The 13,895-nt window shown below is 57.4% G+C and carries 13 protein-coding genes; 6 read left to right on the forward strand and 7 right to left on the reverse strand.

Annotated features, from left to right (window positions below):
* The 7 genes from nei to L977_RS06795 form a co-directional block, all read right to left on the reverse strand.
* A partial coding sequence (nei, locus tag L977_RS06765; RefSeq protein ID WP_047625410.1) for an endonuclease VIII occupies nucleotides 1–784 on the reverse strand: 784 nt, incomplete at its 3' end.
* A gap of 18 nt (nucleotides 785–802) precedes the next feature.
* A complete protein-coding gene (pxpA, locus tag L977_RS06770; RefSeq protein ID WP_023332416.1) occupies nucleotides 803–1,543 on the reverse strand; it encodes a 5-oxoprolinase subunit PxpA in 741 nt (246 codons plus the stop codon).
* Nucleotides 1,530–2,462 carry a 5-oxoprolinase subunit PxpC gene (gene pxpC / locus L977_RS06775; RefSeq protein ID WP_023332415.1) on the reverse strand — a complete coding sequence of 311 codons (933 nt, stop codon included), beginning with the start codon at nucleotides 2,460–2,462 and terminating at the stop codon, nucleotides 1,530–1,532. Before pxpC ends, pxpA begins: the two co-directional genes overlap by 14 nt.
* Nucleotides 2,456–3,112, reverse strand: a complete 657-nt coding sequence (gene pxpB / locus L977_RS06780; RefSeq protein ID WP_023336926.1) for a 5-oxoprolinase subunit PxpB — start codon at nucleotides 3,110–3,112, stop codon at nucleotides 2,456–2,458. The genes pxpC and pxpB overlap by 7 nt, the downstream gene beginning before the upstream one ends.
* A gap of 14 nt (nucleotides 3,113–3,126) precedes the next feature.
* Entirely contained in the window at nucleotides 3,127–3,870 is a 744-nt protein-coding gene (locus L977_RS06785) for a type 2 GTP cyclohydrolase I (RefSeq protein ID WP_014883030.1), read from the reverse strand.
* Between the two features lie 10 nt (nucleotides 3,871–3,880).
* Nucleotides 3,881–5,293 (reverse strand): deoxyribodipyrimidine photo-lyase, encoded by a 1,413-nt coding sequence (gene phrB, locus L977_RS06790; RefSeq protein ID WP_047625411.1) that lies wholly within the window; start codon nucleotides 5,291–5,293, stop codon nucleotides 3,881–3,883.
* Between the two features lie 211 nt (nucleotides 5,294–5,504).
* Complete coding sequence (locus tag L977_RS06795; RefSeq protein ID WP_014883027.1) at nucleotides 5,505–5,711, reverse strand: YbfA family protein; 207 nt, start codon at nucleotides 5,709–5,711, stop codon at nucleotides 5,505–5,507.
* Between the two features lie 308 nt (nucleotides 5,712–6,019).
* Between L977_RS06795 and kdpF the strand changes: the two genes are divergently transcribed.
* The 6 genes from kdpF to kdpE are packed head-to-tail and all read left to right on the forward strand — an operon-like array spanning nucleotide 6,020 to nucleotide 13,805.
* Complete coding sequence (gene kdpF, locus L977_RS23655; RefSeq protein WP_014069365.1) at nucleotides 6,020–6,109, forward strand: K(+)-transporting ATPase subunit F; 90 nt, start codon at nucleotides 6,020–6,022, stop codon at nucleotides 6,107–6,109.
* Nucleotides 6,109–7,788 carry a potassium-transporting ATPase subunit KdpA gene (gene kdpA, locus L977_RS06805; protein ID WP_014883026.1) on the forward strand — a complete coding sequence of 560 codons (1,680 nt, stop codon included), beginning with the start codon at nucleotides 6,109–6,111 and terminating at the stop codon, nucleotides 7,786–7,788. Before kdpF ends, kdpA begins: the two co-directional genes overlap by 1 nt.
* 18 nt (nucleotides 7,789–7,806) lie before the next feature.
* Nucleotides 7,807–9,855, forward strand: coding sequence for a potassium-transporting ATPase subunit KdpB (kdpB, locus tag L977_RS06810; RefSeq protein WP_047625412.1), 2,049 nt, complete (start codon nucleotides 7,807–7,809; stop codon nucleotides 9,853–9,855).
* Between the two features lie 12 nt (nucleotides 9,856–9,867).
* A complete protein-coding gene (gene kdpC / locus L977_RS06815; protein WP_023336922.1) occupies nucleotides 9,868–10,443 on the forward strand; it encodes a potassium-transporting ATPase subunit KdpC in 576 nt (191 codons plus the stop codon).
* A complete protein-coding gene (gene kdpD, locus L977_RS06820; RefSeq protein WP_023336921.1) occupies nucleotides 10,444–13,131 on the forward strand; it encodes a two-component system sensor histidine kinase KdpD in 2,688 nt (895 codons plus the stop codon).
* Nucleotides 13,128–13,805: a two-component system response regulator KdpE gene (gene kdpE, locus L977_RS06825; protein WP_008501074.1), complete on the forward strand. Its 678-nt coding sequence runs from the start codon at nucleotides 13,128–13,130 to the stop codon at nucleotides 13,803–13,805. The genes kdpD and kdpE overlap by 4 nt, the downstream gene beginning before the upstream one ends.
* Nucleotides 13,806–13,895 lie beyond the last annotated feature (90 nt).

Genomic DNA, 13,895 nt, shown 5'->3' on the forward strand with positions numbered 1-13,895 from the left:
GGCACCCGGGACACCAGTAAAACGGTCTTGAGGAAAGCATTGTCCTCTCTATAATCCCGCCACATCGCTCGCACTTTTTCCCCGCCCGATGAAACACCTTAAACCGGAACAGCGCCCCGTGATGCCTGTTCTCATCTACCACGCCGCGCGTCGTGTAGGATAAACGCGGAATGTCCAGCAGCGCATGGGACAGCGCTTCCAGCTGTTCATCGCTGAGCTGCGAAGCTTTATGCTGCGGCGCCAGCCCGGCTTCCCAAAGGATTTCCACCCGCAGGTAGTTGCCGAGCCCGGCCAGAAAGGCCTGGTCGAGAAACAGACCGGAAAACTGCCGATTGCGAAATTTGGGTGACAGCAAACGGGCTTTCACATCGCCCGCCGTCAGGCGCATATCCAGCACATCCGGCCCAACGCGCAGCAAGAACGGATGAACGAGCAACTGCTCAGGCGTTAACATTTCGATATCCGACGCGCTGTAAAGCAGGATGGCTTTATCCGCCGTTTGCAGCCTGACCCGCAGCACACGGGTGGTTTGCGGCTGTTCACCCGCGTTAACCACGCGCCAGACGCCGTAAAGCTGGTTATGGCTATATAACGTCAGGTTATGGGAAAAGTGCGTGAGTAAGGCTTTCCCGCGCGTTTCAATATGGGTCACCGTCTGCCCCAGCAGCTGTGATTCAAACGGTTTGAGTTGCGGAAAGGCAAACCAGACATCCGTCAGCGGTTTGCCCTTTATCGCCGCTTCCAGGCTATCCGCCGCGCGGCGGATCTCCGGACCTTCTGGCATGTTAGTGTCCTTAAATGATTATTCTGCGCTGACAAGAATACCCTCATCAGAGAACGCTGCCCGCAGGCGCCGCGCAAACTGGAGCGCATGCTCGCCGTCGCCATGTAAGCATACCGTATCGGCCTGAACGTTTGCCGATGTACCATCCACAGCGGTGACACGCCCGGCGCGCACCATCTCCAGCGTCTGCGCCAGCGCTTTACCTTCGTCGGTAATGAGCGCCCCGGCCTGCGTTCGCGGCACCAGGCTGCCATCAGGCTGATATCCCCGGTCGGCAAACACTTCCTGGCGGGTGGTTAACCCCAGGCGCTGCCCGGCGCGGATCAGCTCGCTGCCCGCCAGGCCCACCAGAATCAGCTGAGAGTCACAATCCCGCACCGCGCGGGCAATGGCGTCCGCCAGAGCAGGATCTTTCGCCGCCTGATTGTAAAGCATGCCGTGCGGCTTCACGTGGCGCAGTACGCCCTTCTCAGCGCGCACTATCGCCTCCAGCGCGCCAATCTGGTAAAGCATCTGAGCGTAGACCGTCTCCGGCGGCAGGTCCATCGCCGTACGGCCAAAGTTCTCCCGGTCGGGAAAGCTCGGGTGAGCGCCTATCGCCACGCCGTTTTTAATGGCATTGCGCACGCTCTCCAGCATGGTTTGCGCATCACCCGCGTGAAAGCCGCAGGCGATATTAACCGAAGAGACCAGCGTCATCAGCTCTGCGTCGGCGCGGCTCCCCTCCCCCAGATCGGCATTTAAATCAATCTTTACCATCAAGCCTCCACGCCAGCTGTTCGAGATAACGCTGCTGATCCTGCCGCGCTTTCAGCGCCTCCTCCAGCGAACATTGCACGAAATGGATCGGCTGACCGAGGGGAATTTGCGCCAGATGGTAGCGATCCGCGTCAATAATGCAGGCAATGCGCGGATAACCGCCCGTCGTCTGCGCATCGTTCATCAGCACAATGGGTTGACCATTGCCCGGAACCTGAATGACGCCAGGCAATAAGCCGTGGGAGAGCAACTCCCGGTCGGTTGTGCGGGTCAGCGGCTGCCCCTGCAGGCGGTAGCCCATGCGGTTACTCTGCGGGCTAATCTTCCACGGCGAACGCCAGAAAGACTCTTTAGAAGCGTCATCGAACTCCTGATATTCCGGCCCCGGTAAGGCGCGGATCACGTTCCCCCACAGCAACTGTTTTACGCCCTGCGTCGTCGAGAAATCGCGTGTTGACGGCTTAATCGCCAGACGATCGCCATCGCGCAGCGAACGTCCCTCATGCCCGCCTATGCCCGCTTTCTGATCGGTACTGGCTGACCCCAGCACCTCCGGCACGTCAATGCCCCCCGCTACCGCAAGGTAACTGCGCACGCCGTGCAGAGGCCGTTTCAGCATCAGACGTTGCCCGGCTTTCGCCCGCAACCGCCAGCCGGTCCACACCGCTTTGCCGTCTAGCGTGGCGTCACAACCTGCGCCGGTCAACGCAAACCAGGTTTCCTGACCAAACTCAATCACGCACTGACCCAGCGTAATTTCTAACGCCGCCGTGCTGCCTGCGTTACCCACCAGCAGGTTGGCAATCTCCAGCGAAGGACGATCAAGCGCACCGCAGTAGCTCACGCCAGACTGGCGCAGGCCAAAGCGGCCGGCATCCTGTACCGAGGTATAAAGCCCTGCGCGAAGTAACGTTAACATACCCCCTCCTTCTGCGGGATAAAGCGAAGGGTATCGCCAGGACGAAGGAGAATGGGTGCCTCCTGCCCCGGTTCAAATAATGGCATGGCGGTGTGCCCAATAAGCTGCCAGCCGCCCGGCGAGGTGAGCGGATAAATTCCGGTTTGTTCGCCGCCAATCGCCACCGTTCCCGCGGGAACGCTCAGGCGTGGCTCGGCCCGGCGCGGCGTATGCAGCTGAGGGGATAATCCGCCAAGATACGGGAAGCCGGGTTGAAACCCCAGAAACCAGACCACGTAATCCACCGAACTGTGCAGCTCAACAACCTGCTTCTCCGTTAATCCGCAGTGATCCGCCACCACGCCAAGATCCGGTCCACCCGTGCCGCCATAGACGACCGGGATTTCAATCATTCTCGATTCCGGCTCCAGCGCTTCGCTCTCTTCCCACCAGCGCTGAAGACGTTCAATAGCATCCAGCGCCTTTGTCTGCGGGTTGCGCAGCACGACGGTAATGTTATTCATGCCAGGAATGGTTTCTACCACTTCCGGGATGTCAACCAGACGCTGTGTCAGCCGCCAGATACGCTTTTGCGTGGCAAGCGTGACCGGCGGTTCAAGTTCCAGTACAACTGCGCTTTCACCCAGAAGATAACAACGCGCTCTCTGCACTCGGGCACCTCTCATCAGGCGGGATTAGGGATATCAATAAAGGTCACATCCAGATCGGTATTTTCCGTCAGCCATTCACTGAGGGCGCGGATACCGCCACGCTCGGTGGCATGGTGGCCTGCCGCGTAAAAATGCAGCCCCTGTTCACGGGCTGAGTGAACCGTCTGCTCAGAGACTTCACCGGTAATAAACGCATCAACACCAAAACGCGCGGCGCTGTCGATAAAGCCCTGACCGCCGCCGGTACACCAGGCAACGCGCTTAACGGTATCCGGCCCCGTGTCGCCACACCACAGCGGACGACGCCCGAGACGTGCTTCGATCCACGAGGCCAGCTCCAGACCCGGAACCGGCATCGACAGCTCTCCCCACGGGACCAGTGGCTCGATTTCGCCCATCACAGTGATCCCCAACAGCTGCGCCAGCTGGACGTTATTCCCCAGTTCCGGGTGTGCATCCAGCGGCAGGTGGTAGCCGTACAGGTTGATGTCATTGGCCAACAGCGTTTTCAGGCGGTTGCGCTTCATACCGCGAATAATCGGTGATTCGTTTTTCCAGAAATAACCGTGGTGAACAATGATCGCATCGGCCTCCTGACGCACCGCTTCATCCAGCAATGCCTGGCTTGCCGTCACGCCGGTGATGATTTTTTGCACTGTCTCACGGCCTTCCACCTGCAGCCCATTCGGGCCGTAATCGCTGAAGGCGGCGGTATTGAGTTTTTCGTTAATCAGGCTTTCCAGTTCGCTGTTTTTCATCATCACTCTCTTAAGCTTTACGGGCGGCTTCATAGGCCGCCAGCGTGGCGACGCGCGCCTGTTTATGGTCAACAATCGGGCGGGGATAATCGAGCTTTACGCCCTGTTTATCCGCCCATGCCCACGGGTCGTGGATCGCTTTCGCAGGAACATGCCTGAGCGCGGGCAACCAGCGACGAATAAAGTCGCCGTTAGCATCAAATTTTTGTCCCTGAGTGGTCGGATTGAAAATCCGGAAATAGGGAGCCGCATCGGTACCGGTAGAGGCCGCCCACTGCCATCCGCCATTATTCGCTGCCAGATCGCCATCGATCAGCTGAGAAATAAAATAACGCTCCCCGACACGCCAGTCGATAAGCAGATCTTTCACCAGGAAGCTGGCGGTAATCATTCGCAGACGGTTGTGCATCCACCCGGTTTCATTCAACTGGCGCATCGCGGCATCAATAATCGGATAGCCCGTCTCCCCCTTTTTCCAGGCCAGTAAACGCGCCTCGTCGTGCTGCCATTTTACGTTATCGGTCCAGGGAATGAACGGGCGATGCTTGCAGAGATCGGGATGATAAGTCATCAGATGGCGATAGAACTCACGCCAGATCAGTTCGTTCAGCCACACCGACCCCGTCCCGCCGTCCAGCGCCTGCGGCTGCTCGGCCAGGAGACGATGCAGACACTGGCGAGGAGAGAGCACGCCCAATGCCAGGCAGGCCGATAATCGGCTTGTCCCTTCAACCGCCGGGAAATCCCTGCGCGCGTCGTACTCTCCCGCGCCCTGCTTGCAAAACTGGCGCAGCTTCGCAATCGCCGATTTCTCACTGGCAGGGAACAGAAGATCGTCGAACGACTGTTGGGGATAGTTAAACGTTAATTCAGGCAGATCGGTTATGGCATCGCCCCGAACAGCGGGCGCGGCCACGCACTCAGGCAGCGCCTCTTTCAGGCGTTTAACAAACGCATTTTTAAACGGCGTAAACACTTTGTACATTTCGTGACTGCCGGTCATGACGCTGCCCGGCGCCAGCATGACGCTGTCATCAAATCCTTCACAAACTACCCCGTCCAGCATGTTTTCCAGCTGGCGATCCCGCCGCTGTTCGTTCAGCTCGTACTGATAGTTATAAAAAAGGTGTGTGACGCCGTTTTGCTGACAGATCGCCTGCAGCATCTGAAGCTGCGCGGCAAAATCACTGACCTCTTTGTAGATTAGCGGAATACCTTTTTCAGCAAGCGAGTGTTGCAGAACGTTCAGATGTGATTTGAGGTAAGCTGCCTGGCGCGGTGCCATATCATGCTGCTGCCACTGTTCGGGCGTGGCGATGAACAGTGCCAGCACGCTGGCATCCTCAGAACGACAGGCTGCCGCGAGAGCGATGTTGTCATGTACGCGCAGATCTGCGCGAAACCAAACCAGATGGGTGGGCATAAAACTCCAGGCAAATATCCATTATGTCCGTAAGGGCACGCCACCAAAGGAAAAAGTGGCGAGCTTTTACTGTACTTTGCCATGAAGTGTAGACGGGATGAAATAAAAAAGGCCGCCCGGGGGGGTGGTAATGCCAGTCAGTTAAGTAACTGACTGGCATTACCCATTGCTATTGGCGGTTTTTTTATTGCTATGTGTAGTCTTTCTTTTTTTAGTAGAAGTCGCAGGTCGCTTTCTCGGCCTGATCCATCCATACCGGCTTCTCGCTGGTTTTCGCCCAGACGCGGTGCAGATAGCTGTAAAAACGAGCGCGATCTTTCCAGAACAGCATCACCGGCAGGGCCAGCACGCCAGCCACTACGGCGAAAGTGCGACGCATGAACACAATATGAGCTGGATACGCTTTATACAGATCCATATTTTCTCCCCTATAGTTGGCCGGAAACGTCATCCGGAAAATTCAAAATCTGTGACCTGGATAAAATAATATCGCTTTGTGTGTAATTTTACTACTCATCCGACCACTTATTTTCATCCATTTAGTGAATATTTACACTCGCGCCGTAATTTAGTTACAAAAAAGTTAACAATTTACTTACCAATAGTTAAATTGTGGGCTTTGCCATTTTTATACTTTTTTTACACCCTCTCTCCTCATTTTTGCGAAATCTTTGCGCCATAAATCCTACCGTTAACCCAACAACAAAAGTCACCCGGAGGTGGATTGTGAGTGCAGGTCTTATTGCCGGCATCGTGCTGGTGTTCCTGTTATTGGGTTATCTGGTTTATGCCCTGATTAATGCGGAGGCATTCTGATGGCTGCTCAGGCGTTTTTGCTTATTGCCAGCTTCTTACTGGCGTTGTTCGTTCTGGCAAGGCCACTGGGAATGGGGCTGGCAAGGCTTATCAACAACGTCCCCCTGCCTGGTACGGGAAGCGTTGAAAAAGGGATCTGGCGTGTACTGGGAATAGACGATCGCGAGATGAGCTGGCGTGAATATCTGTTTGCCATTCTGCTGCTGAATATTGTTGGGCTGATTGCACTTTTTACCCTGCTGATGCTGCAGGGGAGTCTGCCGCTGAATCCGCAACAATTACCGGGTCTGTCCTGGCATCTTGCGCTGAATACGGCAGTCAGCTTTGTCACCAACACCAACTGGCAGTCCTATGCGGGTGAAACCACGCTCAGCTATTTCAGCCAGATGGTTGGGTTAACCGTTCAGAACTTCCTCTCAGCCGCCAGCGGTATCGCTGTGATCTTCGCGCTGACGCGCGCGTTTGCTCGTCAGAAAATCAGTACCCTGGGTAACGCGTGGGTGGATCTGACGCGCATCACGCTGTGGATATTGCTGCCAATTGCGCTGCTGATCGCGCTGTTCTTTATTCAGCAAGGTAGCCTGCAAAACCTGCTGCCATACACCCCTTATACCTCGCTGGAAGGGGCAAAACAGCTCCTGCCGATGGGGCCCGTGGCGTCGCAGGAAGCCATAAAGATGCTCGGCACCAACGGCGGCGGCTTCTTCAACGCCAACTCATCGCATCCGTTTGAAAACCCGACTGCCCTGACCAATTTTGTGCAGATGCTGGCGATTTTCCTGATCCCCACCGCACTCTGCTTTGCCTTTGGTGATGTCGTCAACGATCGCCGTCAGGGGCGCACCCTGCTCTGGACCATGTCGTTAATCTTCGTGGTCTGCGTTGCGCTGGTGATGTGGGCTGAATGGAACGGCAATAGCCATTTCATGCAGCTTGGGGCTAACAGCAATATCAATATGGAAGGTAAAGAGAGCCGCTTTGGCATTCTCGCCAGCAGCCTCTATGCGGTGGTCACCACGGCGGCCTCGTGCGGGGCGGTGAATGCCATGCATGACTCCTTCACCGCACTGGGCGGAATGATCCCAATGTGGCTGATGCAGATTGGCGAGGTGGTATTTGGCGGCGTGGGTTCAGGTCTTTACGGCATGCTGTTGTTCGTGATGCTGGCGGTGTTTATTGCCGGTCTGATGATTGGTCGTACCCCGGAATACCTCGGTAAAAAAATCGACGTTCGCGAGATGAAATTAACCGCGCTGGCGATTCTGGTAACCCCTGCCCTCGTACTGCTCGGCTCCGCACTAGCGCTGATGACCGAGGCCGGACGCAGCGGCATCTTTAACCCGGGTATTCACGGCTTTAGCGAAGTGCTGTATGCCGTCTCCTCTGCCGCCAACAACAACGGCAGTGCCTTTGCAGGCTTAAGTGCCAACTCACCGTTCTGGAACTGTCTGCTGGCGTTCTGCATGTTCGTGGGTCGTTTCGGGATCATTGTGCCGGTCATGGCGATTGCCGGATCGCTGGTGAATAAAAAAATTCAACCGACCACCACCGGAACATTACCGACCCACGGCGCGCTGTTTATCGGCCTGCTCACAGGCACCGTGTTACTGGTTGGTGCCCTGACCTTTATCCCCGCCCTCGCGTTAGGCCCGGTCGCGGAATACCTCTCTTTACGCTGATTTTGCGGAGAATTTGTCATGAGTCGTAAACAACTGGCCCTGTTCGAACCGTCATTAGTTCGTCAGGCGCTCATGGATGCGGTGAAAAAACTGAGCCCGCGCGTGCAGTGGCACAACCCGGTGATGTTTATTGTCTGGGCGGGAAGCGTCCTGACCACCGCACTGGCGATTGCCATGGGAACGGGCCACATGCCGGGAAATGCGATGTTTACCGGCGCCATTAGCCTGTGGCTGTGGTTTACCGTGCTGTTTGCCAACTTTGCGGAAGCGCTGGCGGAAGGCCGGAGTAAAGCCCAGGCCAACAGCCTGAAAGGGGTAAAAAAGACCGCCTTCGCACGCAAGTTACGTAAACCAAAATACGGTGCGCAGATGGACCACGTTCCGGCGGATGAACTGCGCAAAGGCGATGTGGTGCTGGTCGAAGCTGGCGATATTATCCCGTGCGACGGGGAAGTGATTGAAGGTGGCGCGTCGGTGGACGAAAGCGCCATCACCGGGGAATCCGCCCCGGTTATCCGTGAATCCGGCGGCGATTTCGCCTCCGTAACGGGGGGGACGCGCATACTCTCCGACTGGCTGGTGATCCAGTGTAGCGTTAACCCAGGTGAAACCTTCCTTGACCGGATGATCGCCATGGTGGAAGGCGCCCAGCGTCGTAAAACCCCCAACGAGATTGCCCTGACCATCCTGCTGGTCGCGTTGACCCTCGTCTTCCTGCTGGCAACCGCGACCCTGTGGCCGTTCTCCACTTATGGCGGTACGGCGGTCACCGTCACGGTGCTGGTGGCGCTGCTGGTCTGCCTGATCCCCACCACTATCGGCGGCCTGCTGTCGGCCATCGGCGTGGCCGGTATGAGCCGTATGCTCGGTGCCAACGTTATTGCCACCAGCGGACGTGCCGTTGAAGCGGCGGGCGATGTAGACGTTCTGCTGCTTGATAAAACCGGGACCATCACCCTCGGTAACCGTCAGGCATCAGACTTCTTAACCGCACCTGGCGTGGATGAAAAAACGCTGGCAGATGCCGCACAGCTCTCATCGCTTGCCGACGAAACTCCGGAAGGTCGCAGCATTGTGATTCTTGCCAAACAGCGCTTTAACCTGCGCCAGCGCGACGTTCAGAGCCTGCATGCCACTTTCGTGCCCTTCACGGCACAGACCCGGATGAGCGGCATTAATATTCAGGACCGGATGATCCGTAAAGGCTCGGTTGACGCCATTCGTCGCCACATTGAGGCTAATAACGGTCACTTCCCACCCGAAGTGGATAGCCTGGTGGAAAGCGTGGCCCGTCAGGGGGCAACGCCGCTGGTGGTGGCTGAAGGCGCAAATGTGCTGGGGGTGATTGCCCTGAAGGATATCGTCAAAGGCGGCATCAAAGAACGCTTTGCCCAGCTGCGTAAAATGGGGATCAAAACGGTGATGATCACCGGGGATAACCGCCTGACCGCCGCGGCGATTGCTGCCGAAGCGGGAGTGGATGATTTTCTTTCCGAAGCTACACCGGAAGCCAAACTGGCCTTGATTCGTCAGTATCAGGCGGAAGGGCGTCTGGTCGCGATGACCGGTGACGGGACCAACGATGCCCCTGCCCTGGCGCAGGCCGACGTGGCGGTGGCAATGAACTCCGGTACCCAGGCGGCAAAAGAGGCGGGCAACATGGTCGATCTCGACTCTAACCCGACCAAGCTGATTGAAGTCGTGCACATTGGTAAGCAGATGCTGATGACGCGCGGCTCGCTGACCACGTTCAGCATCGCTAACGATGTGGCGAAATATTTCGCCATCATTCCGGCCGCGTTTGCTGCGACCTATCCGCAATTAAACGCCCTGAACGTAATGCACCTGCACTCCCCGGCATCGGCCATTCTGAGCGCGGTAATCTTTAACGCCCTGATTATTGTCTTCCTGATCCCGCTGGCGCTGAAAGGCGTGAGCTACAAGCCGCTCACGGCGGCCGCCATGCTGCGCCGCAACCTGTGGATTTACGGCCTGGGTGGGCTGGTGGTGCCCTTCATCGGTATCAAGGCTATCGATCTGCTGTTGACCCTGTTCGGGCTGGTTTAAAAGGTGAATCAAATGACGATGTTACGCCCCGCTATACTTCTGTTTATTCTGCTGTCGCTGATTACCGGGGGGCTCTACCCGCTGGTCACCACCGCCCTGGGCCAGTGGTGGTTTAAGGATCAGGCTAACGGCTCGCTGATTATGCAAAACGGTGAAAACCGCGGTTCGCGCCTGATTGGCCAGAGCTTTACGGACGCTCGCTACTTCCAGGGACGCCCTTCCGCCACTGCCGAAAGCCCGTATAATCCAATGGCATCCGGCGGCAGTAACCTGGCGGGCAGCAACCCGGCGCTGGACAAAGCCGTCGCCGAGCGCGTGGCCGCCCTGCGCGCCGCCAATCCACAGGCCAGCCGCGAGGTTCCCGTGGAGCTGGTCACCGCCTCAGCCAGCGGGCTGGACTATAGCCTGACGCCGGCAGCGGTGGCGTGGCAGATCCCGCGCGTTGCCGCCGCCCGTCAATTGAGTGTTGAACAGGTGAGCAAGCTGGTGGCAGAACACACACAAAAGCCGCTGGTCAGCTATATCGGCATGCCGGTAGTGAATATTGTTGAGCTGAATCTGGCGCTGGACGCGCTAAGGAAAAACTAAATGACCGACGAGCCCATGCGCCCGGATCCGGACAGGCTGCTTGAACAGACGGCTGAAGCCCATCGCGGCAAACTGAAAATTTTCTTTGGCGCCTGCGCGGGTGTCGGGAAAACCTTCGCCATGCTGACGGAAGCCCAGCGGCTTCGGGCGCAGGGGCTCGATATACTGATCGGCGTGGTTGAAACCCACGGACGTAAAGAGACGGCATCGCTGCTGAAGGGGCTTGCCACCCAGCCGCCCCGCCGCATCAGCCATCGGGGTCGTTTAGTCACTGAGTTTGATATTGATGCCGCCCTCGCCCGCCGTCCGGCGCTTATCCTGATGGACGAACTGGCGCACAGCAATGCGCCAGGCTCGCGTCACCCCAAGCGCTGGCAGGATGTGGAAGAATTACTTGAAGCTGGCATTGATGTTTTCACGACGGTTAACGTGCAGCATCTGGAAAGCCTGAACGACGTGGTCAGCGGCGTGACCGGCATTCAGGTGCGCGAGACGGTGCCCGACCCTTTCTTCGATTCCGCTGACGAAGTGGTGCTGGTCGATCTGCCGCCGGATGATTTGCGCCAGCGCCTGCACGAAGGCAAAGTCTATATTGCCGGACAGGCCGAGCGTGCCATCGAACATTTCTTCCGCAAAGGCAACCTGATTGCCCTGCGCGAACTGGCTCTGCGCCGTACTGCCGATCGCGTTGACGATCAGATGCGTGCCTGGCGCGATTTGCAGGGCCAGGAACGCGTCTGGCATACGCGGGATGCCATCCTGCTGTGCGTGGGGCACGGCAGCGGTAACGAAAAACTTGTCCGCACCGCCGCGCGTCTGGCCGCCAAATTTGGCAGCGTCTGGCATGCGGTGTATGTCGAAACGCCGCAGCTTCATGCCCTGCCCGAAAACCAGCGCCGCGCGATTCTGAGTTCGCTGCGCCTGGCGCAGGAGCTGGGTGCCGAAACCGCCACCCTTTCCGATCCTCAGGAAGATAAAGCCATTCTGCGCTACGCCCGGGAGCATAACCTGGGGAAAATCGTCATTGGCCGTCGCCAGCATCGTCGCTGGTTTAGCCGTGAATCCTTTGCCGACAAACTGGCCCGCCGCGCGCCGGATCTGGACCTGGTGATCGTGGCGCTGGATGATAAACCCACGCCCCTTCCCAGCCGCGCCCCGGACAGCCGTACTTTCAGTGATAAATGGCGCATTCAGCTTCGCGGCTGCCTGGTGGCCGTCGTGCTCTGCGCCCTGATCACGATCATTGCCAGCAAATGGCTGATTGCCTTCGACGCGGCCAACCTGGTGATGATCTACCTCCTTGGCGTGGTGGTGGTGGCGCTCTTTTACGGACGCTGGCCGTCGGTGCTGGCAACGGTGATTAACGTCATCAGCTTTGATCTGTTCTTTATTGCCCCTCGCGGGACGCTCGCCGTGTCGGACGTACAGTACATCCTGACCTTTGCCGTGATGCTCACCGTCGGGCTGGTGATCGGCAATCTGACGGCGGGCGTGCGCTACCAGGCGCGCATCGCCCGCTACCGCGAACAGCGCACGCGGCATCTGTATGAAATGTCGAAATCGCTGGCGGTGGGACGCACGCCGCTGGATATCGTGCAGACCAGCGAGCAGTTTATTCGCTCGACGTTTCATGCCAGCAACCTGATTTTACTCCCGGACGAACACGGTAAGCTGCGCCCGCTAACCTCGGCCTCCGGCATGACGCCCTGGGACGAAGCCATCGCGCGCTGGAGCTTTGATAAAGGGTTACCTGCGGGCGCAGGTACCGACACCCTGCCCGGCGTGCCCTATCAAATTCTGCCGCTACGCAGCGCCGATAAAAATCAGGGGCTGGTGATTGTTGAGCCCTCAAACCTGCGTCAGCTGATGATCCCCGAGCAGCAGCGGCTGCTGGAGACTTTTACGCTGCTGGTTGCCAGCGCACTGGAACGGCTGGCGCTTACCGCCAGTGAAGAACAGGCCCGACTGGCCAGCGAGCGTGAAAGCATTCGTAACTCGCTGCTGGCGGCGCTGTCGCACGACCTGCGGACACCGCTGACCGTTCTGTTTGGTCAGTCAGAAATCCTGACGCTGGACCTGGCCGCGGAAGGGTCTAAACACGCCCTTCAGGCCAGCGAAATCCGCCAGCACGTGCTGAATACCACCCGTCTGGTGAATAACCTGCTCGATATGGCGCGCATTCAGTCGGGCGGGTTTAACCTCAAAAAAGAGTGGCTCACGCTGGAAGAAGTGGTAGGCAGCGCCCTGAAAATGCTGGAGCCCGGCCTCGGTGGGCGGCATATCGCGCTGAACATGCCTGAACCCCTGACCTTAATTCACGTCGATGGCCCCTTGTTTGAACGGGTGCTGATCAATCTGCTGGAAAATGCCGGTAAATATGCCGGCTCAAGTGCCAGGATTGGCGTGGATGCAATGGTAGAGGATGGCACGCTTCACCTTGACGTCTGGGATACCGGACCGGGCATTCCTGCCGGGCAGGAGCTGGCTATTTTCGAAAAATTCGCGCGCGGGAACAAGGAGTCGGCCATTCCGGGCGTTGGGCTCGGGCTGGCGATTTGTCAGGCGATCGTTGACGTCCATGGCGGAACCATTTCCGCAGAGAATCGTCCGGAAGGCGGCGCGCGTTTTTGTGTTACACTTCCTCTGGAAACCCCGCCAGAACTGAATGAATTACCCGAGGATTTGTGATTAACGTTCTGATTGTCGAAGATGAGATCGCCATTAGCCGTTTTCTGCGCGCTGCGCTGGAAGGAGACGGTCTGCGCGTTCACGATGCGGGTACGCTTCAACGGGGTTTAATTGAAGCCGCCACCCGCAAGCCGGACCTGGTGATCCTCGATCTTGGGCTGCCGGATGGCGACGGAATCGATTTTATTCGTGAGGTTCGTCAGTGGAGCCAGATGCCGATTCTCGTGCTCTCTGCCCGTACTGAAGAGACGGATAAAATCGCCGCGCTGGATGCCGGCGCCGATGACTATCTGATTAAACCCTTTGGCATTGGCGAATTGCAGGCTCGCCTGCGTGTGGCGCTGCGTCGTCATAGCGCCACCACGCCTGCCGACCCAACCTACACGTTTGGTGATATTCGGGTTGACCTCGCCGCACGGCGCATTGTGCGCGGTGAAGAGGAAATCCATCTTACCCCCATCGAATTCCGCCTGCTCGCCGTGCTGCTTAATAACCACGGCAAGGTTCTCACACAGCGCCAGCTGTTGAGTCAGGTGTGGGGACCCAACGCGGTGGAACATAGTCACTATTTGCGCATATATATGGGTCACCTTCGTCAGAAACTGGAAGTCGACCCCGCTCGCCCTCGCCATTTATTAACTGAAACCGGTATCGGTTATCGGTTTATGCTTTGAATAACTATTCATATTATTTTCTAAATAATTAAAAACCCTCCCGATCAATATTAAAAAAATAATCAATACATTATTCCATGGATTATTTTT

It is taken from the genome of Enterobacter sp. ZOR0014, from assembly GCF_000798855.1.
GTDB classification, from domain to species: Bacteria; Pseudomonadota; Gammaproteobacteria; order Enterobacterales; family Enterobacteriaceae; genus Enterobacter; species Enterobacter kobei.